Origin of the sequence: Marinobacter sp. ES-1 (assembly GCF_000475255.1) — a bacterium.
GTDB classification, from domain to species: domain Bacteria; phylum Pseudomonadota; class Gammaproteobacteria; order Pseudomonadales; family Oleiphilaceae; genus Marinobacter; species Marinobacter vinifirmus.
In genome coordinates, this window is record NZ_AXBV01000033.1 from 1 (window position 1) to 20,731 (window position 20,731).

22 protein-coding genes are annotated in these 20,731 nt (G+C 59.5%); 14 read left to right on the top strand and 8 right to left on the bottom strand.

The features are described from left to right. Positions 1 to 34 precede the first annotated feature (34 nt). Together Q668_RS05450 and Q668_RS05455 are read right to left on the bottom strand one after the other, a co-directional pair. Entirely contained in the window at positions 35 to 1,294 is a 1,260-nt protein-coding gene (locus tag Q668_RS05450; RefSeq protein WP_022988604.1) for an aspartate aminotransferase family protein, read from the bottom strand. Between the two features lie 45 nt (positions 1,295 to 1,339). Further along, positions 1,340 to 2,494: an isocitrate/isopropylmalate dehydrogenase family protein gene (locus Q668_RS05455; protein ID WP_022988605.1), complete on the bottom strand. Its 1,155-nt coding sequence runs from the start codon at positions 2,492 to 2,494 to the stop codon at positions 1,340 to 1,342. Positions 2,495 to 2,637: 143 nt separating this feature from the next. Between Q668_RS05455 and Q668_RS16795 the strand changes: the two genes are divergently transcribed. Together Q668_RS16795 and Q668_RS05460 are read left to right on the top strand one after the other, a co-directional pair. After that, the gene (locus Q668_RS16795; protein WP_227498298.1) at positions 2,638 to 2,799 is read left to right on the top strand and encodes an EAL domain-containing protein; all 162 of its coding nucleotides are present in this window, start codon (positions 2,638 to 2,640) and stop codon (positions 2,797 to 2,799) included. A 23-nt stretch (positions 2,800 to 2,822) separates the two neighbouring features. After that, positions 2,823 to 3,179 carry a hypothetical protein gene (locus tag Q668_RS05460; protein ID WP_036219298.1) on the top strand — a complete coding sequence of 119 codons (357 nt, stop codon included), beginning with the start codon at positions 2,823 to 2,825 and terminating at the stop codon, positions 3,177 to 3,179. Here Q668_RS05460 and Q668_RS05465 read toward each other — a convergent pair. After that, complete coding sequence (locus tag Q668_RS05465) at positions 3,173 to 4,075, bottom strand: LysR family transcriptional regulator (RefSeq protein WP_022988608.1); 903 nt, start codon at positions 4,073 to 4,075, stop codon at positions 3,173 to 3,175. The genes Q668_RS05460 and Q668_RS05465 overlap by 7 nt on opposite strands. 147 nt (positions 4,076 to 4,222) lie before the next feature. On the opposite strand from Q668_RS05465, the gene Q668_RS05470 reads away from it, so the two are divergent. The 5 genes from Q668_RS05470 (at position 4,223) to Q668_RS05490 (ending at position 9,269) form a co-directional block, all read left to right on the top strand. Further along, positions 4,223 to 5,434, top strand: coding sequence for an acyl-CoA dehydrogenase family protein (locus Q668_RS05470; protein ID WP_022988609.1), 1,212 nt, complete (start codon positions 4,223 to 4,225; stop codon positions 5,432 to 5,434). 437 nt (positions 5,435 to 5,871) lie between these two features. Next, positions 5,872 to 6,693, top strand: coding sequence for an SDR family oxidoreductase (locus Q668_RS05475; RefSeq protein ID WP_022988610.1), 822 nt, complete (start codon positions 5,872 to 5,874; stop codon positions 6,691 to 6,693). A gap of 21 nt (positions 6,694 to 6,714) precedes the next feature. Then, positions 6,715 to 7,779: a phosphotransferase family protein gene (locus Q668_RS05480; protein WP_022988611.1), complete on the top strand. Its 1,065-nt coding sequence runs from the start codon at positions 6,715 to 6,717 to the stop codon at positions 7,777 to 7,779. Further along, on the top strand, positions 7,779 to 8,468 hold the full coding sequence (locus tag Q668_RS05485; RefSeq protein ID WP_022988612.1) for a histidine phosphatase family protein: 690 nt from the start codon (positions 7,779 to 7,781) through the stop codon (positions 8,466 to 8,468). The genes Q668_RS05480 and Q668_RS05485 overlap by 1 nt, the downstream gene beginning before the upstream one ends. A gap of 30 nt (positions 8,469 to 8,498) precedes the next feature. Next, positions 8,499 to 9,269, top strand: a complete 771-nt coding sequence (locus Q668_RS05490) for an SDR family oxidoreductase (protein ID WP_022988613.1) — start codon at positions 8,499 to 8,501, stop codon at positions 9,267 to 9,269. Between the two features lie 75 nt (positions 9,270 to 9,344). On the opposite strand, the gene Q668_RS05495 is transcribed toward Q668_RS05490, so the two are convergent. Then, a complete protein-coding gene (locus tag Q668_RS05495; RefSeq protein WP_152521762.1) occupies positions 9,345 to 10,211 on the bottom strand; it encodes a DUF6279 family lipoprotein in 867 nt (288 codons plus the stop codon). 128 nt (positions 10,212 to 10,339) lie between these two features. Between Q668_RS05495 and Q668_RS05500 the strand changes: the two genes are divergently transcribed. Continuing rightward, positions 10,340 to 10,576, top strand: a complete 237-nt coding sequence (locus Q668_RS05500) for a DUF2798 domain-containing protein (protein WP_022988615.1) — start codon at positions 10,340 to 10,342, stop codon at positions 10,574 to 10,576. A gap of 9 nt (positions 10,577 to 10,585) precedes the next feature. On the opposite strand, the gene dacB is transcribed toward Q668_RS05500, so the two are convergent. Then, on the bottom strand, positions 10,586 to 12,151 hold the full coding sequence (dacB, locus tag Q668_RS05505; protein WP_052009672.1) for a D-alanyl-D-alanine carboxypeptidase/D-alanyl-D-alanine-endopeptidase: 1,566 nt from the start codon (positions 12,149 to 12,151) through the stop codon (positions 10,586 to 10,588). Between the two features lie 253 nt (positions 12,152 to 12,404). Between dacB and Q668_RS05510 the strand changes: the two genes are divergently transcribed. Both Q668_RS05510 and Q668_RS05515 read left to right on the top strand, forming a co-directional pair. After that, a complete protein-coding gene (locus Q668_RS05510; RefSeq protein ID WP_022988617.1) occupies positions 12,405 to 13,175 on the top strand; it encodes a glutathione S-transferase N-terminal domain-containing protein in 771 nt (256 codons plus the stop codon). 87 nt (positions 13,176 to 13,262) lie between these two features. Further along, positions 13,263 to 13,676 (top strand): GFA family protein, encoded by a 414-nt coding sequence (locus Q668_RS05515; RefSeq protein WP_022988618.1) that lies wholly within the window; start codon positions 13,263 to 13,265, stop codon positions 13,674 to 13,676. Between the two features lie 4 nt (positions 13,677 to 13,680). Here the strand turns inward: Q668_RS05515 and Q668_RS05520 are convergent, their stop codons facing one another. Further along, complete coding sequence (locus Q668_RS05520; protein ID WP_022988619.1) at positions 13,681 to 14,802, bottom strand: PQQ-dependent sugar dehydrogenase; 1,122 nt, start codon at positions 14,800 to 14,802, stop codon at positions 13,681 to 13,683. Between the two features lie 152 nt (positions 14,803 to 14,954). Here Q668_RS05520 and Q668_RS05525 point away from each other — a divergent pair, with 152 nt between their 5' ends. Beyond that, positions 14,955 to 16,421, top strand: coding sequence for an aldehyde dehydrogenase family protein (locus Q668_RS05525; RefSeq protein ID WP_036219300.1), 1,467 nt, complete (start codon positions 14,955 to 14,957; stop codon positions 16,419 to 16,421). A 179-nt stretch (positions 16,422 to 16,600) separates the two neighbouring features. On the opposite strand, the gene Q668_RS05530 is transcribed toward Q668_RS05525, so the two are convergent. After that, entirely contained in the window at positions 16,601 to 17,056 is a 456-nt protein-coding gene (locus Q668_RS05530) for a YaiI/YqxD family protein (RefSeq protein WP_022988621.1), read from the bottom strand. A 127-nt stretch (positions 17,057 to 17,183) separates the two neighbouring features. Between Q668_RS05530 and Q668_RS05535 the strand changes: the two genes are divergently transcribed. Then, positions 17,184 to 17,522, top strand: coding sequence for a zinc ribbon domain-containing protein YjdM (locus tag Q668_RS05535; protein ID WP_022988622.1), 339 nt, complete (start codon positions 17,184 to 17,186; stop codon positions 17,520 to 17,522). A 98-nt stretch (positions 17,523 to 17,620) separates the two neighbouring features. Here the strand turns inward: Q668_RS05535 and Q668_RS05540 are convergent, their stop codons facing one another. Further along, positions 17,621 to 18,340 carry a tellurite resistance TerB family protein gene (locus Q668_RS05540; RefSeq protein WP_022988623.1) on the bottom strand — a complete coding sequence of 240 codons (720 nt, stop codon included), beginning with the start codon at positions 18,338 to 18,340 and terminating at the stop codon, positions 17,621 to 17,623. Between the two features lie 301 nt (positions 18,341 to 18,641). Between Q668_RS05540 and pdhA the strand changes: the two genes are divergently transcribed. Both pdhA and Q668_RS05550 read left to right on the top strand, forming a co-directional pair. Further along, positions 18,642 to 19,721: a pyruvate dehydrogenase (acetyl-transferring) E1 component subunit alpha gene (gene pdhA / locus Q668_RS05545; protein ID WP_022988624.1), complete on the top strand. Its 1,080-nt coding sequence runs from the start codon at positions 18,642 to 18,644 to the stop codon at positions 19,719 to 19,721. Then, on the top strand, positions 19,718 to 20,722 hold the full coding sequence (locus Q668_RS05550) for an alpha-ketoacid dehydrogenase subunit beta (protein WP_022988625.1): 1,005 nt from the start codon (positions 19,718 to 19,720) through the stop codon (positions 20,720 to 20,722). Before pdhA ends, Q668_RS05550 begins: the two co-directional genes overlap by 4 nt. The last annotated feature ends 9 nt before the right edge of the window (positions 20,723 to 20,731 follow it).

A 20,731-nucleotide genomic window follows, 5' to 3' on the forward strand; every position in this document is an offset into this window, starting at 1 on the left:
ACTCCCCCTCCTACTCGATTTGCCGTTTCAAGGATCAGGCGGTGGCTTTGAGGGCTTCCTCGAAGATGCCGCAGGCTTCGTCAATCTGCTGTTCGTTGACGATCAGCGGCGGCAGCCAGCGTACGATTTCCTGGTAGGGGCCGCAGCGCAGCATCAGCAGGCCCCGCTTCTCGCATTCCTTGAGAATCTTGCCGGCCCGCTCGCCGTCCGGGCATTCGCCCCGGCGCATTTCCACCCCGATCATCAGGCCCTTGCCGCGCACATCGGCCATGTCCGGGTAGTCTTTCTTCAGGTTATGCAGGTTGTCCCACAGGCGCTTGCCCATGCGGTCGGCGTTTTGCACCAGGCCTTCTTCCTGGATTACCTCGATGGTTGCGATGGCCGCGGCTGCAGCCACTGCGTTACCGCCGTAGGTACCGCCCTGGGAGCCGGGCCAGCCCTTGGCCATGGTTTCCTCAGACGCCGCCAGCGCGGAAATCGGGAAGCCGCTGGCCAGCCCCTTGGCAATCATGATGGCATCCGGCGTTACCCCGAAGTGCTCGTGGGCCCAGAATTTGCCGCTGCGGCCGAAGCCGGCCTGCACTTCATCGAATACCAGCATGATGCCATGTTTGTCGCAGCGTTCCCGCAGCCCTTGCATGAAGCGGGCGTTGGCCGGCACATAGCCACCTTCACCCTGCACCGGCTCGATCAACATGGCAGCGGTTTCTTTCGGGGCAGAATAGGTGACAAAGATGCGGTCCAGTTCTTTCAGGCAGAAATCGGTGGCTTCGTCTTCGCTCCAGCCATAGTGGAAGGCGTGGGGGAAGGGGGAAACCACGACACCGCCCATCATCGGGCTGACCCCGGCCCGCAGGCCGACGCTGGAGGTGGTCATGGACAGCGAGCCCATGGTGCGGCCATGGAACCCGCCATGGAACACAATGATGTTGGGCCGGCCGGTTACCTGCCGCACCAGCCGGATGGCCCCCTCGGCCACTTCGGTGCCGGCGTTGGAGAAGAAAAAGGCATTGAGCGGGTCTGGTGTGAGCGCACCGAGTTTTTCCGCCAACTCCGGCAACCGGGGATTCATCACCGTGGTGGCCTGGGCGTGAATCATGGTGGCCACCTGTTTCTGGGCGGCTTCCACCACTTTCGGGTGGCAATGGCCGGTACTGGTTACCCCGATACCCGAGGTGAAATCCAGGTAGCGACGGCCGTCTGTATCAACAATGTAGGCGCCTTCGCCTTTGGCGGCAGTGATGCCGGTAGCCTGCTTGAGCAGGGGAGAAAGTTTGCCTTTGTGGTCGGTCATGGATACCTCCCGAAGTGAATGGAACAGCTCTCTATTGCAGCCTAGTCACGGGGCCAGCCGTTTACAAATAGCGTCGCCGATTTCACGGGTGGCGCGCCGGTCTCCGCCGTGTTCGGCCAGGTCTGCCGCCACCGCATCGAACAGTTCTTTGCCGGCCTGGGCCAGGGTCGGGTCTTTGCGGCCCAGCCAGTCGAGCATGCGGGCGGTGGTGAACAGCATGGCGGTGGGGTCGGCAATGCCCTGGCCGGCGATATCCGGGGCGCTGCCGTGGGTGGGTTCAAACATCGACGGCATGTCCGGGTCTGTGGGGTTCAGGTTGCAGGAGGGTGCCACCCCCATACCGCCGGAGATCACTGCGGCCAGGTCGGTCAGTATGTCGCCCTGCAGGTTGCTGGCCACCACCACGTCAAAGGCCCAGGGGCTGGATACAAACTTCATGCAAGCGGCATCCACCAGTTCGTGGTGGGTGGCCACATCCGGGTATTCCCGGGCGATGTCCTCGAACACCTCGGTGTACATGTCGCCCCAGTAACGCAGGGCATTGCGCTTGGTTATCAGGCACACCTGGCTTTCACAGGTGGAACCGTCGTACCGGTGGAAGCTGCGGGTGCGGCCGTCCTGAACGCGCTCGGCGGCGCGCTGGCGGGCCTGCTCGAAACCGTAGCGGATAATCCGCTCGGTGGCTCGGCGGGTGAATACTTCCATCTGGGTCGCCACTTCATCCGGCGTGCCCTGGCGCAGGCGGCCACCCTGGCTGACATACTCGCCTTCACTGTTTTCGCGGATCACCAGCATGTCGATGTCTTTGGCTCGGTCATCTTTCAGGTACTGGCGGGCGCCGGGCAGTAACCGGGCCGGGCGTTCGCACACCCACTGGTCAAAGCCTTTGCGCATCTCCAGCAGGGGTGCAAGGGACACGCTGTCCGAAAGCAGGTAGCGGTTGGTGTCATCGATCGGCCCGGGGTCTCCCAGCGCGCCCAGCAGAATGGCGTCGTAGGCTTTCAGTTGCTGCAGGGCATCCTTCGGCCAGCTTTCGCCATATTCCTCATGCCAGGCGTGTGAGGGCCAGGGAAACCGTGTCCACTCCAGGGCCAGGTCGTGCTTTGCACGCAGGGTTTCCAGGCAGCGGACGGCTTCTGCCACCACTTCCGGGCCAATGCCGTCACCGGGGGTAACGGCGATGCGAGCGGTCTGGGCCATTCCCGAACCTCCTTCATGCTTTGCTGTAGGGTGTGATGCAACACCGTCAGTGTAGTTCCCGGCAGGTCAGATGCCAGTGGCAAAGCCGTGTTTCCGGATTTGTTGTTTTACCCCTGAAGACATGCTGGCTATAGTGGCAGGTAATTGATTTCTGGAACGGCTTACTCAGCCGGATTGTGGCTGAGGGGGTGGAAGTGCCCGAAGAGTATTACTGGCTGCGATCCCAGGGCATTGCGCTGTACCAGGGCTATCTGTTCGCCCGGCCCGGATTCGAGTGCCTGCCGGAGCCGGTGTTCCCCGATTGATCATGTTTTAACAGGATACCCGCGTGCTGTACCGGATAATGACCCTGATTGGCGGCCTGGTGTTTGTGGCCGCACTGTTCGCCCTGGTGTGGTTCTTCTGCAAGAAGTTCCTGGAGCACCACAATGTGACCGACCAGACCTCTGACCGGGCCATGGTGCTGGCCACCTGGACCTTTGCCGGTATTGCCATCGGGCTAGTGTTTGCCGTGGTAGGTGCCTTTGTACTGGGCCCCTGGGCTTTCTATCGCACTCTGCGGGGCCACGGTGTGAACATTTCCGATGGCGCCGCCATCTGGTGGGGGTTCGGGATTGTGGCGGTGTCGCTGGGCATTACCGCCACCGGGTTCTTCGGTTTCCTGATGCTGGTGGGGGCTTACTGATTCCCCGACAGGCTCCGCAGCAGATCCCGGAACCACACCAGCGCCGGTTCGCCTTCATAGGCCTTGTGCCAGTACAGGTGCACGTCTAACGACGGCAGCTGTGCCGGCGGGCTCATCACCTGAATGTCGGAACGCTCAGCGATAATCCGGGCGTAGGTTTCCGGCATGGTCAGCAGCAGGTCTGAATTTTCCACCACCCGGCAGGCGGCATAGTAATGCTGGCAGCGCAGGCGGATATTGCGTTGAACGCCACGGCGAGACAGCTCGAAATCCTCAATGCCCGGCCCCTCGGTTCGGGACGACACCAGCACGTGTTTCGCCGCCAGATAGCTGTCCATATCCAGCCCGCCTTTCACCACCGGGTGCCCTCCACGGGCCAGCACCACCAGCCGGTCCTGCCGCAGTAATTCATGGCTGGTGTGATTGCTCACCGGCAGCAGCACATCAATGGCAAAGTCCAGCTTGCCGGCCGCCAGCTGGGTTTCCATATCCCGCCGCGGAATTCGCTGGCTGACGATTTCCATTTCCGGGTAAGGCTCCAGCCGGTTCATCAACTGAGGCAGGAAGGTGGACTCCAGCACATCCCGCAAACCGAGCGAGTAGGTTTTACGCTGGGTGGCCGGGTCAAAGGCGTGGAACTGGTTCACCGCACTCTGGATCTGATTCAGCCCCGGGCGCATGGACTCCAGAAACCTCCGGGCCAGCGGCGTAGGCACCATCTGGTTGCCCTGGCGGGTAAACAGCGGATCGTTGAAGTGATCCCGCAACCGGGCCAGGGAATGGCTGATGGCGGGCTGGGTCAGGTGCAGGGCCTTGGCGGCCCGGGTCAGGCTGCCCTCCCGGTAGATGGTGTCGAAAACGTGCAGCAGGTTCAGGTCCAGTCGATTCAGGGCCATGATGGGAATCCGTTATCTGAATTAATAACGCTAATGATAAATGATAAGAACAATTCAGTCGCGTAATAGAGCTTCGGCTCCTAGACTGTTCGCCATCTGACTGAAAGTGCGCCCCCAACGGGGCAGGCAAGCGCGAGGAGCTGCACCATGGATTTCAACATTTCCGAGAAAGGCCAGGATTACCTCAACCGCGTGAAAAAGTTCATGCGTGACGAGATCTATCCCATCGAAGAGCAGTACCACAAGGAGCTTGCCTCCCTGGACAACCGCTGGGTGGTGCTGCCAGTCATCAAGGAGCTGAAAGAAAAGGCCAAGGCCCAGGGCCTGTGGAACATGTTCTTCCCGGACGACAAGTACGGCTGCGGCCTGCTGAACTCCGACTACGCCCTGATTGCCGAAGAAACCGGGCGCAGCTTCATCGCTCCGGAAATCTTCAACTGCAACGCGCCGGACACCGGCAACATGGAAGTGCTGATCCACTACGGCTCTGAAGAACAGAAAGCCGAGTGGCTGCCGAAACTCCTGAGCGGCGAAATCCGTTCTGCCTTCTGCATGACCGAACCGGCCGTGGCCTCCTCCGACGCCACCAACATGAAAGCCACCGCCACCGTTGAAGGCGACGAAGTCGTGCTCAACGGCCGCAAATGGTGGAGCACCGGCATCGGCCACCCGGACTGCAAAGTTGGCATCTTCATGGGCGTAACCGACCCGGACGCCCAGAAACATCGCCGTCACTCCATGGTGCTGGTGCCGCTCGACACCCCGGGCATCACCGTTGAGCGCATGCTGCCGGTTTTCGGCGCCTACGACGAGCCCTATGGCCACGGCCAGGTACTGTTCGACAACGTACGCCTGCCCAAAAGCGCCATCATCGCCGGCCCCGGCCGCGGCTTCGAAATCGCCCAGGGCCGCCTTGGCCCGGGCCGCGTACACCACTGCATGCGCGCCATCGGCGCCGCCGAACGCACCCTGGAAATCATGATCAAACGCGCCATGACCCGCGAAGCCTTCGGCCGCCCGATCGCCAAACTAGGCGGCAACCCGGACATCATCGCCAATGCCCGAATGAACATCGAACAAGCTCGGCTTCTAACCCTGAAATGCGCCTGGGCGCTGGACACCAAGGGCATCATGGGCGCCTTGCAGGAAGTCTCCATGATCAAGGCAGTGGTACCGAAGATGCTGCAGCAGATTGTGGATGAGGCGATTCAGATTCACGGCGGTGCCGGTGTCAGCGACGACGATTTCCCGCTGACGGCGTTGTTCGGTTACGCTCGGGTTCTGAGATTAGCCGATGGCCCGGACGAGGTTCATCGGGCTATGGTGGCCCGGTTGGAGCTCCGGAAGTACAAGTCCTGACGTTGGTTCGGGCTTGGGAGCAGGGTGTTCGTCTTGGCCGCCAGTATTGGTGATGGGAGCGGGTGGGTTGGGGGTTCTGAAAACCGCTCCTTACGGCACATCCCTGTGGCGCTTCTGCTCCGCCATCCATGGCTCCGCACATTTTCAGAACCCCCAACCCACCCGCTCCTTCAGACTGCGGAGAGGGATGACCGGGTGAAAACACTCTATGCCGTGAGGCATTAAGGATTTGCCAGCTAGATTTGGTTTTTTGAACAGCTGACTAGAGAGTATGGGAGTTGGTGCTGGAAGGGCCTGTCCAAAAATTTCGTAGGCCATGGATGGCCGGAGAGAAGCGCACATGGATGTGCTCGTAGCGGTTTTTGGACAGGCCCTTCCAGCACCAACTCTTACTCAATAAGAACATGAACTCAAACGTAAAAACGGTGAGCACGAACATGACACAGAGGGTATTCATAACCGGCGGGGCCAGTGGCCTGGGCCGGGCGATTGCATTGCGGTACGCCAAAGAGGGCGCGAAAGTCTGCATCGGGGACATTAACCCGGAACAGGGCTTGGCCGTTGAAGCGGAATTGAACAACGCCGGTGGCGAAGGTTACTTTGTTGAGTGCGACGTACGCCGCCTGAGCGACTTCGAGAAAGTCCGCGATGACCTGGTACAGAAATGGGGTGGTGTGGACGTGGTCGTCAACAACGCCGGCGTCGCCTCCGCAGGCTCCATCGAAGACACCACCATGGCAGACTGGGAATGGATCCTCGACATCAACGTACTGGGCGTAGTGCGTGGCTGCAAAGCCTTCACCCCGCTGTTCAAGGAACAAGGCTCCGGCGCGTTTGTGAACGTGGCCTCCATGGCCGGACTCATGCTTGCGCCCTTGATGGACAGCTACAATGTGTCCAAGGCCGGGGTCATTGCCCTGTCTGAAACCCTTAGCCAGGAGCTGCGGGATGCCGGTATTCATGTCAGCTGCGTGTGCCCGGCGTTTTTCCAGACCAATTTGACCAGCACCATGCGTTCGGACATTCCCGGTATCCAGCAGAACGTGAACAAGCTGATGAAGCGCTCCAGCATTACCGCTGAAGACGTGGCCGAGGATATTTTCCGCAGTGTGAAAGACAAGGATTTCTGGGTGCTGCCCCACGCCAAGGAGCGCCGTATGTGGGTGCTCAAGCGCCATGCGCCCTGGGCGTTTGACTGGCTGATGCACCAGGAAACCAAGCGCTGGATGAGCAAAATGGGTGGCAAGGCGAAAGCCTGAACACATCACAGGAGAAATTGAATGACACAGATCGACCAGGCCGTAGACATCCGCGAAGGCGAGGAGCTGGATGTTGGTGCTGTTGACCGGTTCATGAAGCAGGCCATTCCGGGCCTGGAAGGCCAGCCGAGTATCAAGCAGTACCCGGGCGGTGCGTCCAACCTGACCTATCAGGTGGATTACGGCGACCAGTCCTACGTGCTGCGCCGGCCGCCGTTCGGCAAGATTGCCAAGTCTGCCCACGACATGCTGCGGGAAGCTCGCGTAATGGAGGCCTTGAAGCCGGCATATCCCTACGTGCCCAATATTGTCGCCATCTGCGACGATCACAGCGTTCTGGGCTGTGACTTCTACGTGATGGAACGGCTCAAGGGCATCATTCTGCGCCAGGACTTCCCCAAGGATTTCGAGCTGAGTGCTGAAGACACCCGCAAGCTGTGCCTGAATGTGATCGACAAGTTGGTAGACCTGCACAACGTGGATGCCAGGGCCGCAGGGCTGGATAAGCTGGGTAAGGGTGCCGGTTACGTGCAGCGGCAGATTGGTGGCTGGAGCGATCGGTTCCGGAAGGCTCGTACGGAAGACGTGGGTGACTTTGAAGAAGTGATGGCCTGGCTCAATGACAAGATGCCGGACGACATCGCCCAGGTGGTGATCCACAACGACTACCGTTTCGACAATGTGGTGCTTAACCCGGACAACCCGTTTGAAGTGATCGGCGTGCTGGACTGGGAAATGGCCACCATCGGCGATCCTCTGATGGACTTGGGCAACAGCCTGGCCTACTGGATTGAAGCTGACGACGAAGGCCCTTTCCAGATGCTTCGGCGCCAGCCCACCCACCGCCCGGGCATGCTGACCCGGAAGGAAGTGGTGGACTACTACATGGAGAAATCTGGCTTTCGAGCCGATAACTTCGATTTCTACGAAATCTATGGCCTGTTCCGGCTGGCGGTGATCATCCAGCAGATCTATTACCGCTTCTACCACGGCCAGACCAAAGACAAGCGCTTTGCCGCCTTTGGCCATGCCGCCAACTACCTGGAGAAGCGCTGCCAGCGGCTGATCAGTGAGAGCAGTTTGTAATGGCCACCATCTATCTGGTACGCCATGGCCAGGCCAGTTTTGGCAAGGAAAACTACGATCAGTTGTCTCCCCGCGGCTGGGAGCAGGGCAAGATTCTGGGCCGCTGGCTGGCGGACAAGGTGGAGCCCGGCGCCATCTTTGGCGGCAACCTGCAGCGCCATCGTGAAACCGTGGAAGCCATCGCCACCGGCTATGGCTCGGCCTTGCCGGGGATGCAGGTGCTCGAGGGCCTGAACGAATTCGATCACCTGCAAGTGGTGGAGCGCCTGCGCCCGGAGTGGGCCGATAAACAGGTAATGGCGCGGGATCTGGCCAGCTTTCCCAAGCCAGCCAAAGCGTTCCAGCAAGCGTTCGAAAAAGCCGTGGCCCGCTGGGTCAGTGGCGAGTACGACCACGAATACGCCGAAACCTGGATCGGTTTCCGGCAGCGGGTCGGTGCAGCGCTGGATGAGTTGATCGAGCTGGCCGGCGGTGCTGATGTGATCGTCTCCACCTCCGGCGGCCCCATTGCAGTGATTGCCCAGCACCTGCTGGAGCTCTCGGACCGCAAGGCGCTGGAGATGAACAATGTAATCGCCAACACCAGCGTGTCCCGCATTCTGTATTCCGGCCCCCGGCGCAGCCTGGCCGTATTCAACAACTACAGCCACCTGGAAGCGGAGAACCCTTCCCTGGTGACATTCCGATAATTCTTTACCCGAAAACCAAGAGGGAACCCCATGAGCAACCTGAACCTGTTTGATCTGAGCGGCAAAGTCGCCCTGGTAACCGGTGCCAGTCGCGGCATTGGCGAGAGCATTGCCCGCACCCTGGCTCATTACGGCGCCCATGTGATTGTCAGCAGCCGCAAGATTGACGGTTGCGAAGCCGTGGCCAGCAGCATCCGGGAAGACGGCGGCAGCGCCGAAGCCTTCGCTTGCCACATTGGTGAGATGGACCAGATTGAAGCGGTGTGGGAACACATTGCCAAAGAGCACGGCAAGCTGGATATCCTGGTCAACAACGCTGCCGCTAACCCGTACTTTGGGCCGGTGGAAGATACCGATTTAGGTGCCTTCAACAAAACCGTAGACGTGAACATCCGCGGCTACTTCTTCATGTGTGCCCGTGGCGCTCAGATGATGAAGAAGAACGGAGGCGGTTCTATTGTGAACGTGGCGTCGGTTAACGGTGTGAACCCCGGCCACTTCCAGGGCATCTACTCGGTAACCAAGGCGGCGGTGATTTCCATGACCAAGTCCTTCGCCATGGAACTAGGCCAGCAGAATGTGCGGGTGAATGCCCTGCTGCCGGGCCTGACCGACACCAAGTTCGCCAGCGCGCTGACCACCAATGAGGCCATCAAGAAACAGGCCATGGCCCACATCCCGATGAAGCGGGTAGCGGACCCGGACGAAATGGCCGGTACTGTGCTGTACCTGGTGTCCAATGCGTCCAGTTACACCACCGGCGCCTGCATTAACGCGGACGGTGGTTACCTGACCGTTTAACGATTGCAGCGTAGCCAAACAAAAAGTCCGGATGACGGAAAATCATCCGGGCTTTTTGTTTGGCTGAATGAAAATTCAGCTACAAGTGAGGGTGGTGAAGTCGCCGTTCAATTCGCCGGCCTTGGCCAGCAGATGTTCCTGGTGCCGGCTGCTGCCTGCCTGCAGCAGGTTATGCATCAGCTCTGCCATGGCTTGCTGGCTCTCATCCAGCATTGCCTGGTACTCAGGCCCCCGGGCTGTCTCCGAGTTCACCACCAGCTCCCGGATATTGGCACTGAAGCCGGGTTGGTTCCGGGTTTCCAGCGTGGCCAGAAGGGCTTTTTGCCAGCTCTCTCGACCTTGCAGCCAGATTTCGGTTTGCCGGCCCCGGTCGGCAGACCAGGCCTCAACCAACGCCTGCTGCTGCGAATTCAGTGAACCCAGCCAGCGTTCCAGCCGCTCGCTGGTTCTTTCCGCCCGGGCCCTGGCTGTTTCCTGCTCGGTGCCAGCCAGCATTTCGTCTTCCAGTTCCCGCTGATCACGGGCCATGTTCCGGGCCAGCTCCTGAACCTGGTCATCTGACAAGGTTTTCAGCAGGTTGACTGCAACGGGCACGGCTCGGTCCAGCAGGTCCGGGATAAAGGCAGTGAGCTGCTGGCGGTGGTAGTGAATGGTTTCGACATCGGGCGTGCCGCGGGCCAGGTCGGTTTCCAGTTCATCCAGCCAGAGGGTATAGCGGGGAAGCTCCGCGGAGCAGTGCCACTGGCGCAGGGCATCAAGATCCCGGTTCAGGGTGGCTTTTTGTTCACCGGTCAGGTCGACGTAGTCTTCCACCCACCAGACCACACCCCAGTCGGCATAACGGTAGGCCAGTTTGGTTGAGCTGCACCCGGCAAGTATCAGCATCAGGACTGCGAGGCCGAGGAAGCCAGGGCGTTTGCTGAGCCTTCGATGATCCATCATGAAAGTCTCTCGGTAATAAGCCGTATGGAAAAATGTTGCATGCTTACTAAGATGCAAGCCTTAGCTATACAATACGCCATCGCCGGCGGAACAGATGCCGGCACATCTGCTTGAAACCTGGAGTCTGAATGTCAACGTTCACTGTAGCCCGAGCGCGCAGGTTTATCTTCTCGTTTTACATGTCGGGCATTATGTCGTCACTGATGTCCGCGATTATCACACTGATCAATACCGGTCTGTCTGAGGGTTTCCTGCCCCGCTGGGGTGCGGCGTGGCTGGTAGCCTTTCCGTTGGTGATCTTTATTGCCCCGCTGGCGGGCAAGATGGCCGATGCCACCGTTGCGAGGCTATCAAGCCCGAAATAACTTTCGGGCCTATTGAATAGAGGTACTGGCGGAATCTGCCCGGGACACGGCGGTACCGGTAGGCGGCCGGTAGTGCAGGGAGTGCAGAACCCGGTCGAGTACGGCCCGACCGTTCCAGGCCGGGGAATTATTGACCATACCAACGATTGCCCAGGTGGTGTTGTTTTCATCGCGGGCAAAGCCTGCAATGGAACGTACGTCTGCCAGGGTACCGGTTTTGATGCGCCCTTCACCATCCATTCCCGTGTTGCGTAACCGCCTGGCCATGGTTCCGTCCATGGCAATGATCGGTAGCGAGGCCATCAGGTCAGAGGCATACCGGCTTTCCCAGGCATGCTGCAGAATTCGGGCACCCTGCCGGGCGGTGATGCGGCCATGGCGGGTCAGGCCGGAGCCGTTGTCGATCACCATGCCGGCGGTGTTGATGCCTTTCTGCTCGAGCCAGTCATAAATGGCCCGGATACCGGCTACCCGGTCATCGTTGTCCGAGTCTTGCCGCACTTCTGCGCCAATGGCCAGAAGCATCTGCCGGGCCATTACGTTGCTGCTCCACTTGTTGATGTCCCGCACCATGGTTACCAGGTCGGGCGAGGTGGTTCGCATGACCAGCCGCAGGTCTTCCGGAGTTTGTTCAAAACGGTCGCCGCCGCTCACGATAATGCCCATTTCTGACAGTACCGTGCGAATGGTCGAGGCCGCGTAGTGATCGTGGGGTAGCAGTGACATATAGGTAGTGGTGCGGCAACCCTGAGGCAGCTCGCCGGTCACCTGCACGGTCACCCGCTGGTCGTCATGAAACACCGGTTGCCATTTGAAGTCCCGACGGGATGGGCAGGGGCCTTCCGGCACGGCGGTTACCCGGTTGTCGATGGTGACCTCGCCAAGATTGGGGGTGGTCCAGGCCTGGGTGCCACGTTCGTCTGCACGCACCTGGAACTGCAGCAGGTTCAGGTTGGTCAGGTAGGCCGAGGGCTCTACCAGGAACGGTGCATAGGGATTGTTTCCGTTGTCATTGAAGTGCGGGAAACCGCCATCTACCTGAAAATAGCTGCCATCCAGTACCAGATCGCCGCTGATGCGGTTTATTCCCATGTCTTTGAGTTCCCTCAGCGTGCTCCAAAGCCGCTCCAGGGTAAGCTTCGGGTCGCCGCCGAAGCGTACATAGAGGTTACCTTCCAGGGTATCACCCACCATCTGGCCGTCGGTCAGAAAATCGGTATTCCAGTGGTGGTTGGGGCCCAGCAGCTCAAGCGCGGCGTAGGTAGTCACCAGTTTCATGATGGAGCCGGGGTTCATCAGCTTGTCAGCGTTTACATACTGATCAATACCAGGGCCGTTGAGGGGAACGGCGGCAACGCTAAGGCCTTGCTCGTTGTTCAGGGATTCTGTGGCGTAAGTGCGGATTTCAGAAGCCCACAACCCGGGATTGGAGAAGTTCCTGGCTGCGTCGTCCTGACTCTGGGCCAGTGCCGGCGTGGCGAATGAACATGCGGCAGCAGCGGCAACCAACAAACGGCCGGGCCTTGAAATTCTTTGGAGTGAGCACGCACTCACCTTTGAACCGTGCAGTCGCATGGCCTGAGTCCCTTGTTAGCTTCTTTTCCTACCATAGCCCATCTTACGGGTTTGTACTATGCAAAAAAGTGATACATGACGTTAAAAAATGACAGTAGCCATGTTGTTTCTATTGAGGTTTTGTTTCAAATTTCCGCTGGGCTTTGTGAATCAGTGAGTTACTGTGACCCCGGGTTTGTGGCCCTGCAGCCAATGGTGAGTGCAAAATATGTGGGACAATGCCTGAAATACTCAACAACAAAGGGAAACATCCATGTTTCGAGCCCTCAAGCATCAGGTTAACGTGCTGGAGTCTGTGGCCACGTCTTCGTTTTCGGCCTGGCGCGGGTGTCTTGTGGTCAAGGCCGTGCCGCAACCGGAAAAGCCGCTGATTCTCTTTGATATTGAAGCCTGCCCGTTCTGCCGCAAGGTGAGGGAAGCGTTGACTGCCCTGCACCTGGATGCAGAGATTCGCCCGTGCCCGAAAGGCGGCCGGATTTTCCGGGCGGAAGCCGAGGCCGTTGGCGGCAAAAAGCAGTTTCCGTTGCTGGTGGACCAGAACACCGGTGAAACCCTGTATGAGTCAGACGCGATTGTGGAGTACCTGTTCCGTCAGTACGCCAATCGTCCTGTGCCGGGCTATTACAAAGGCAAATCCTGGCAAACCGCCCTTGGCGCGGCTGGCTCTGCCGCCAGTGAGTTGAGGGGCATGCGGGCGAGGCCAGCCAAGCGCCCGGCCCAGGCGCTGCATTTGTGGAGTTTTGAGGGCAGTCCGTTCTCCCGTTTGGTTCGCGAGCGCCTGTGCGAATTCGAAATTCCCTACACGCTGCATAACCTGGGCAAAGAGCATTGGACCGAAATCGGCCCGGCCGTTCAGCGCATCAAGCCCGGCCCCTATGAGCCCGAGGCTGGCGGCAAGCGTGATGCGTTCTTTCAGGCGCACGGCCGGGTACAGGTGCCGTACCTGGAAGACCCCAACACCGGTGAGAAGCTGTTTGAATCTGCCCGTATTCTGGCCTACCTGGAAAAAGAATACGCCATGTGAGGTGCAGGCTGCCCCGGGTATGGCAATCGTGCCCGGAGCAGGTATCATCGGCGCCGGTAACCTGACAGATGATTCCGGGAGAGTGCGATGTATACGGGCCAGTGTTTGTGTGGCGAGATCAAGTTTGAATACGACGGTCCCCTTGGCCCCATCGCGTTGTGCCATTGCAGCCAGTGTCGCCGTGCCCACGGCAGTGCCTTTTCGGCCAGTGCGCCGGTTCAGAAAGTGCGTTTTCACTTTACCCGGGGCGAAGACAAGGTGACCGAATTCGAGTCTCGTCCAGGCAAGTACCGGGCCTTCTGCAGCTGCTGTGGCAGCCAGTTATACAGCCGGGTAGACGCCATTCCCGGTATTCTGCGTTTGCGCATCGGCGTGCTTGACGAACCGGTCGGCAAGAAAGCGGCCCAGCATGTCTACGTGGGTTCGAAGTCTGACTGGTTCGATATTACCGATGACCTTCCGCAGTTCGAGAAAACCGAAAGAACCAACGACCCGCACTGACCGCCTACTTCGCCGGAACCATTCGGTAGACCTTGCCCCTTGGTGAATCTGTCAGTAACCAGAGGGCACCGTCTGGCCCCATGCGCACATCCCGGATGCGCTCACCCAGCTCGGTCAGTAAATCTTCCTCTTCGGTAACCTTCTCGCCATCAAGACTCAGGCGCACCAGTTTGCGCATTTTCAGCGCACCAACAAACACATCACCTTGCCACTGGGGAAACAGCTCTCCGGTATAGAACGCCATGCCCGATGGCGCGATGGAAGGATCCCAATAGTGCGGGGGATCGGCCACGCCCTCCATGGTGGTTCTGCTGGAAATCGGAACGCCGGAGTAATCGATGCCGTAGGTCACCTTCGGCCAGCCGTAATCGTTGCCAGCCCTGATGATGTTGATTTCATCGCCACCCCGGGGGCCGTGTTCGTGGCTCCAGACCTCACCGGTGTCCGGGTGCAGGGTCATGCCCTGAATGTTGCGGTTGCCGTATGTGAAGAAGGTGTTGTTGATGTCCGAATTGCTGAGGAAGGGATTGTCAGGTGCGGGTTCTCCGTTAATGGTGATGCGGTGCACGCCACCGGCGTCGTCCCGGGTGTCCTGGGCCCGCTCCATCTCGCCGCGGTCACCAACAGAAATGTATAGATAGCCATCCTGGCCAAACACCATGCGCCCGGCAAAGTGCCGGGTGGTGTTGCCTCGCGGCGAGGCTTCGAAAATCACCTCCGCATCACTCAACGCCTTGCCGTCAAACCTGGCCCGGGCTACCCGGGTGGTCATGCCCTCACGACTTCTGTGGGCATAGCTGAGAAACAGCGTCTGGTTATCTTCAAACTCCGGATGCAGCAATACATCCAGCAGGCCGCCCTGGCCGGCAACTACCAACTCCGGCACACCGGTAACCGGCTCCTTGTGCAGCTCCCCATCGCGAATCACCCGAAGCCTGCCGGCCCTTTCGGTGACCAGTTGCGAGCCGTCTGGCAGGAAGGCGAGGCTCCAGGGGTGTTCGAGGTTGTCTGCAACCACCGCCAGTCGAAAGCGAAGGTCATCGGCCTCATAAATATCAGCAGCTCCGGCTGCCGCCGTGTGGGCCAGAAAAGGAGCAAGCAGCAACAAAGGGATGCGGCCGTTCATGGCGAAAGACTCCTGAGAGGATCAACTTAGTCAACCATAGCACCGATTTACGACTCCCGCGGCCCGCGCAGTATTTTCCACTATTCCGGCCAAAACTGTCGTCATCAACCGCTACACTGAATCGTTCAGAATAAACGCGAAGGAGGTGTGCAATGCCAAGTCGTTATCAGGATTTTCATTTGCAGCCGCTGGCGGGCGAATGGCGGGAAGGCAGCAGTGACAAGCTTCGCCCGGTGTTAAACCCCTATTCCGGAGAGGAATTGGTGAGCATTCGCCTGGCGAATTCTGAAGACCTGGATAAGGCATACCGTATGGCCCAGGCTACCCAGCAAGAGTGGGCCAACCGGGCACCTTCCGAGCGATCCGGGGTCTTGTTTCGGGCCGTATCGATCTTTGACGAGCGTAAAGAAGAAATCATCGACTGGCTGATCCGCGAATCCGGCAGCACCCGCCTGAAGGCGATGGTGGAGTGGGGAAGCGCCCGGGCAATCACCCAGGAAGCAGCCAGCATGCCGGCAAGGGCTCACGGCTACACCATGGCCAGTGATATTCCGGGCAAAGAAAACCTGGTCTACCGGCGGCCATTAGGGGTGGTTGGAGTGATCAGCCCCTGGAACTTTCCCCTGCACCTGTCCCAGCGTTCCGTAGCACCGGCGCTGGCGCTTGGTAACGCGGTGGTTATCAAACCTGCCAGCGACACACCGGTTACCGGTGGCCTTTTGCTGGCCCGTATTTTCGAAGAAGCCGGGTTGCCGGAGGGTGTGTTGAGCGTTGTGGTGGGTGCCGGTTCGGATATCGGTGACGACTTTGTGGCCCACCCGACCCCGGCGCTGATTTCGTTTACCGGATCCACCCCTGTGGGCAAAAACATCGGCCGAGGTGCCACCGGCGGCGACTACATCAAGAAAGTCGCGCTGGAACTCGGTGGTAACAGCCCCTTTGTGGTGCTGGATGATGCCGATGTGGAGCAGGCCGCGAAGGCTGCTGTGTTCGGTAAATTCCTGCATCAGGGCCAGATCTGCATGGCCATCAATCGGATTATTGTCGACCAGAGCCGCTACGACGAATTTGTGGCTGCTTTTGTTGCCCAGGTCAAAACGCTGAAAGTGGGCGACCCTTCCGACATCGAAACGGCTATCGGCCCGATCATCAATCAATCCCAGCTTGAAGGTCTGCAGAAAAAGATTGCAGACGCCAAGGCACAAGGCGCCACCGTCTTACTTGAAGGCGAGGTGAGTGGGCAGGTGCTTCCTCCCCATGTGTTCGGTGATGTGACGCCGGATATGAAGTTGAGTGCTGAAGAGATCTTCGGGCCGATTGCCGGCATCCAGAAAGCCCGGGACGAGCAGCATGCCCTGGAGCTTGCCAATGGCACAGAGTTTGGTTTGTCCAGTGCGGTGTTCAGCGGCGACCCCGAGCGCGGTTTGAGCTTTGCCAGAAAGGTGCGGGCGGGGATGACCCATGTGAACGATATGCCGGTGAACGACGAAGCCGCCTTGCCGTTTGGTGGCGAGAAGAATTCCGGACTGGGCCGCTTTAACGGTGACTGGGCCATCGAGGAATTCTCAACGGTGCAGTGGGTCAGTGTGCAGCGCACACCCAGGCAATACCCGTTCTGAACCGGCGCATTTTCTGAATTGAGCGAGCCCCGGCCCCGGATTGTGGCAATTGCCTGACTGGCCACCCGACCGTGTGTGACACCGTCAACGACCGTGAAGCAGTCTCTCAATGCTCTGAGACCGTTGGGTACCTGCGCTATTGTCGGCGTGACTCCGGGCCTCTGGCGATTCTCCCGACTTTACTTCCCGCGCGTGTTTTTCTGCAGCCACCGGTCCAGCTGGTCGGCAAATTCCTTGCGATCGGCCTGGCCAAAGGGGGCCGGGCCGCCGGTCACCTGGCCGGCACTGCGCATCTCTTCCATGAAGTTACGCATGGCCAAGCGTTGGCGGATGTTTTCCTTGGTAAAGGCCTGTCCCCGGGGGTTGAACACGTCGGCGCCTTTTTCGATGGCTTCAGCGGCCAGGGGAATGTCCTGGGTGATCACCAGGTCGCCTTTGCTCATCTGGTCCATGATTTCGTTATCGGCGACATCAAATCCCTGGGGTACCTGCCGGCGGCTGATGTAGGGGCTTGGCGGCAGGGTGATGGCGTGGTTGGCGATGAAGGTGGTCTGGACTTGCCAGCGGGTAGCGGCGCGGCAGAGGATTTCCCGGATGGGTACGGGGCAGGCGTCGGCGTCGACCCAGATTGGCATTTAACTTTCCTTCGGTAACTTGGTGTATTGTCAGTTTAACCGTTCAGTGCGGGTGCGGGTTAGTTTTGGCCCGCTGATTCCTGGTGGTGGTATAATTCGATACTCATTCAATTAACAGGAAATGATAATGTCTCAACTTCCTCCATGCCCCCAGTGCAGCTCTGAATACACCTATGAGGACGGCGTTCAGCTGGTTTGCCCCGAATGTGGCCATGAGTGGACCGAAGCGGAACAGGCGGAGGCCGCAGCTGGCAAGGTGGTTCGCGATTCCAACGGCAACGAGCTTCAGGACGGTGATACGGTAACAGTGATCAAGGACCTGAAGGTGAAGGGTTCCAGCCTGGTGGTGAAAGTCGGCACCAAGGTGAAGAATATCCGGCTGGTAGATGGCGACCATGATATCGACTGCAAAGTGGATGGCGTGGGTGCTATGAAGCTTAAGTCAGAGTTTGTCAAAAAGGCCTGACCGCTTTGATGGCCATTGCCGCAACCACCCTGGCTTTTGTGGTTACCTGTAGGCTGTTGCGGCAAGGCCTGCCATATGAGCGGTGGGATGATTGAGTCTCAGGCCTGGCTGACGGCCCGCACTTGTTGATCAAGCTCTTTGGCCAGGCCGGGGTCGAGGTTCAGGGCCGCGGCCAGTTGGTCCAGCCACGCTCGTTCCATGGCGTTCTGGTCATCAATCATAACGGCGCTGACCACATAGATTTCCCGGCTTGCCTGGGGGGAATCCGCGTTTTTGGCAAGCGCCTGGGCGTCCAGCGGGGCATCAAACTGTTGTTGAATCCAGTTGTGTAATTCGTCGTCTGGCCCCAGTTTTTCGATTTCCTGAGTGAGCAGTGCGCGTTCGTTGGCGTCTATGTGGCCGTCAGCCCGGGCCGCCATGATCATGGCCTGCAGTATCTCAAGGCCGCGCTTTTCCTGCTCGGCACCCTGCAGTTGTTCCAGTGGCCGGCCCTGCTGGGCTGGCGCTTGCTGAGGGGCGCCCTGTGCGTTGCTCTGGTAATTCTGGTAGGCCTTCCACGCCAGCGCGCCTACACCTGCAAGCGCGCCATATTTCAGCGCCGTGCCGCCCATCTTCCTGCCGCGTTTGGAACCCAGCATCAGGCCCAGGGCACCGCCGCCCAGCAGGCTCTTGACATCAATCCCGCTGCCGCCATTCCCGCCAGAGACCTGGTTGCCCAGGCTGCCCATCAGGCTGTTTATATCCATTCCACCGCTGCTGCGGGATTGGCCACCCTGAGCCTGGCCCATGATCTGATTCAGTACCGACATGACGTTCATTGTTCAGCTCCTTCGAGGGGCGTTGCCCGTGTTTGCTCTTTGAGTTTAGCCACAATAAACCATAGCCAACATGAATCCGGGATGAACGTATTGTCAGGCGCCTGCCCGTATAGTTCCTTTGATCATTTCCGAACCATCGTCTAAATATTAAACAGGGTGTCCGTTAGCACCCGGAGAAATCCCGCAGCGCGTAACCCGCGCCAACAACAAGACGAACCACCCCACCGCTGCCGTTGCCCGCCACAAGCAGGCTTTAGTGCAGCCAGGCTTTTATCGCGAAGCCGGGGGACAGGAGGATGGGATGAAAGAAGTCCACGAGTTTCATGTGGATAGCGCCCGCTATCTGGATGATCACGGTAAGCCCCTGAGTGAGCTGCCGCCCCAGGCCGGGAACACCGACAGGGTTCTGGCCGCCTACCGCAACATGGTGCTGACCCGCACCTTCGATTCCAAAGCCATTGCCCTGCAACGTACCGGAAAATGCGGTACCTATCCCTCTGTGCTGGGGCACGAAGTGGTGGGCACGGCCATTGGTCAGGGTATGGCGAAGTCCGATGTGTTTGTGCCTTACTACCGGGACCAGGCTGCGCACATTCTGAGGGGCGTCAGCCTCAGGGAGTTGCTGCTGTACTGGGGCGGCGACGAGCGCGGCAGCGCCTGGCAGAATTGCCCGGAAGACCTGCCAATCTCTGTACCCATTGCCACCCAGTGTTGCCATGCCGTAGGTGTGGCCTCGGCCATGAAAATTCGCGACCAGCTGCGGGCGGTGGTGTGCTGCATTGGCGATGGCGGTACATCCAAGGGTGACTTTCTGGAAAGTATCAACCTGGCCGGTGCCTGGCACCTGCCGGTGGTGTTTGTGGTGATCAACAACCAGTGGGCGATTTCCACCCCGCGCAGCCTGCAAAGCGGCGCCGAAACCATCGCCCAGAAAGCCATCAGTGCAGGATTGCCGGGCCACATTGTGGATGGCAACGACTACTTCGCGACGATTGAAGCACTGGACGCTGCTGTGGAGCGGGCCCATGGCGGCAAAGGCGCAACCCTGATTGAAGCGGTGACCTACCGGCTGGGCGACCACACCACCGCAGATGATGCGACCCGCTACCGCACCGCCGAAGATCTTAAACGCGCCTGGGAAAAGGATGGCATCAAGCGCCTGCAGAACTGGCTTCATGACAGCGGACACTGGAGCCCGGATAAGGAAAAAGCCTTGCAGGCGGACTGCAAGCAAGCAGTAGAAAAGGCCGTGGAGGAATACCTGGCCACCGAGGCCGAGCCACCCACCGCTATGCTGGATTACCTGTTTGAAACCCTCCCCGCGGCGCTGCAACCCCAGCGTGATCAGATCGCCAACAAATACCGGGGAGGTACAGCATGAATGCGGCAAAGCGTTCGAATGAAACCCGTGACGTGACCCTGGTGGAAGCGGTCAACATGGCCCTGCACCGGGCCATGGAGGACGACGAAAACGTGGTGGTGCTGGGCGAAGACATCGCCACCAATGGCGGCGTGTTCCGCGCTACGGTGGGCCTGAAAGAGGCCTTCGGCTTCAAACGGGTGATGGATACACCGCTGGCGGAGAACCTGATCGCCGGCACCGCCATCGGTATGGCTACCCAGGGCCTGAGGCCTGTGGCAGAGTTCCAGTTCATGGGCTTTATCTACGCCGGTATGGAGCAGATTGTCAGCCACGCTGCGCGCATGCGTAACCGCACCCGGGGCCGGCTGCATTGCCCGCTGGTGTTCCGGGCGCCGTTCGGCGGTGGTATCCATGCGCCGGAACATCACTCTGAAAGCACCGAAGCCCTGTTTGCCCACATCCCTGGCCTGCGGGTGGTGATTCCCAGTTCGCCACAACGGGCCTATGGCCTGCTGCTGGCGGCCATCCGCAATCCGGACCCGGTGATTTTTCTGGAGCCCAAACGTATCTACCGGGCAGTGACCCAGAGCGTGGAGGACAACGGAGAGGCGCTGCCGCTGGATACCTGCTTCACCCTTCGAGAAGGCGATGACGTGACCCTGATCACCTGGGGTGCCTGCGTGATGGAAACCCTGCAAGCGGCCGATAAACTGGCAGAGCAGGGCGTGAGTTGCGAGGTGATCGATGTAGCCACCGTCAGCCCGCTGGACCGGGAAACCCTGCTGTGCTCTGTCGCCAAAACCGGTCGGGCGGTGATTATCCATGAAGCCTGCCGAAATGGCGGAGTGGGTGCGGAGGTAGCCGCTTCCATTGCCGAAGCGGCTTTTCTGGACCTGCAGGCGCCGGTGGTGCGGGTAACCGGCTACGACACTGTGATGCCTTACTACCGGAACGAGCAGTATTACCTGCCCCAGGTGGAAGACATTGTAACTGCCGTTGAACAGGTGATCGCGCTCTAGGAGGCCAAC

What these genes read in the sequence shown, in the direction of transcription:
- Q668_RS05450 (WP_022988604.1), bottom strand. Translation starts at nt 1,294, where the DNA reads ATGACCGACCACAAAGGCAAACTTTCTCCCCTGCTCAAGCAGGCTACC.
- Q668_RS05455 (WP_022988605.1), bottom strand. Translation starts at nt 2,494, where the DNA reads ATGGCCCAGACCGCTCGCATCGCCGTTACCCCCGGTGACGGCATTGGC.
- Q668_RS05465 (WP_022988608.1), bottom strand. Translation starts at nt 4,075, where the DNA reads ATGGCCCTGAATCGACTGGACCTGAACCTGCTGCACGTTTTCGACACC.
- Q668_RS05470 (WP_022988609.1), top strand. Translation starts at nt 4,223, where the DNA reads ATGGATTTCAACATTTCCGAGAAAGGCCAGGATTACCTCAACCGCGTG.
- Q668_RS05475 (WP_022988610.1), top strand. Translation starts at nt 5,872, where the DNA reads ATGACACAGAGGGTATTCATAACCGGCGGGGCCAGTGGCCTGGGCCGG.
- Q668_RS05480 (WP_022988611.1), top strand. Translation starts at nt 6,715, where the DNA reads ATGACACAGATCGACCAGGCCGTAGACATCCGCGAAGGCGAGGAGCTG.
- Q668_RS05485 (WP_022988612.1), top strand. Translation starts at nt 7,779, where the DNA reads ATGGCCACCATCTATCTGGTACGCCATGGCCAGGCCAGTTTTGGCAAG.
- Q668_RS05490 (WP_022988613.1), top strand. Translation starts at nt 8,499, where the DNA reads ATGAGCAACCTGAACCTGTTTGATCTGAGCGGCAAAGTCGCCCTGGTA.
- Q668_RS05495 (WP_152521762.1), bottom strand. Translation starts at nt 10,211, where the DNA reads ATGATGGATCATCGAAGGCTCAGCAAACGCCCTGGCTTCCTCGGCCTC.
- Q668_RS05500 (WP_022988615.1), top strand. Translation starts at nt 10,340, where the DNA reads ATGTCAACGTTCACTGTAGCCCGAGCGCGCAGGTTTATCTTCTCGTTT.
- dacB (WP_052009672.1), bottom strand. Translation starts at nt 12,151, where the DNA reads ATGCGACTGCACGGTTCAAAGGTGAGTGCGTGCTCACTCCAAAGAATT.
- Q668_RS05510 (WP_022988617.1), top strand. Translation starts at nt 12,405, where the DNA reads ATGTTTCGAGCCCTCAAGCATCAGGTTAACGTGCTGGAGTCTGTGGCC.
- Q668_RS05515 (WP_022988618.1), top strand. Translation starts at nt 13,263, where the DNA reads ATGTATACGGGCCAGTGTTTGTGTGGCGAGATCAAGTTTGAATACGAC.
- Q668_RS05520 (WP_022988619.1), bottom strand. Translation starts at nt 14,802, where the DNA reads ATGAACGGCCGCATCCCTTTGTTGCTGCTTGCTCCTTTTCTGGCCCAC.
- Q668_RS05525 (WP_036219300.1), top strand. Translation starts at nt 14,955, where the DNA reads ATGCCAAGTCGTTATCAGGATTTTCATTTGCAGCCGCTGGCGGGCGAA.
- Q668_RS05530 (WP_022988621.1), bottom strand. Translation starts at nt 17,056, where the DNA reads ATGCCAATCTGGGTCGACGCCGACGCCTGCCCCGTACCCATCCGGGAA.
- Q668_RS05535 (WP_022988622.1), top strand. Translation starts at nt 17,184, where the DNA reads ATGTCTCAACTTCCTCCATGCCCCCAGTGCAGCTCTGAATACACCTAT.
- Q668_RS05540 (WP_022988623.1), bottom strand. Translation starts at nt 18,340, where the DNA reads ATGAACGTCATGTCGGTACTGAATCAGATCATGGGCCAGGCTCAGGGT.
- pdhA (WP_022988624.1), top strand. Translation starts at nt 18,642, where the DNA reads ATGAAAGAAGTCCACGAGTTTCATGTGGATAGCGCCCGCTATCTGGAT.
- Q668_RS05550 (WP_022988625.1), top strand. Translation starts at nt 19,718, where the DNA reads ATGAATGCGGCAAAGCGTTCGAATGAAACCCGTGACGTGACCCTGGTG.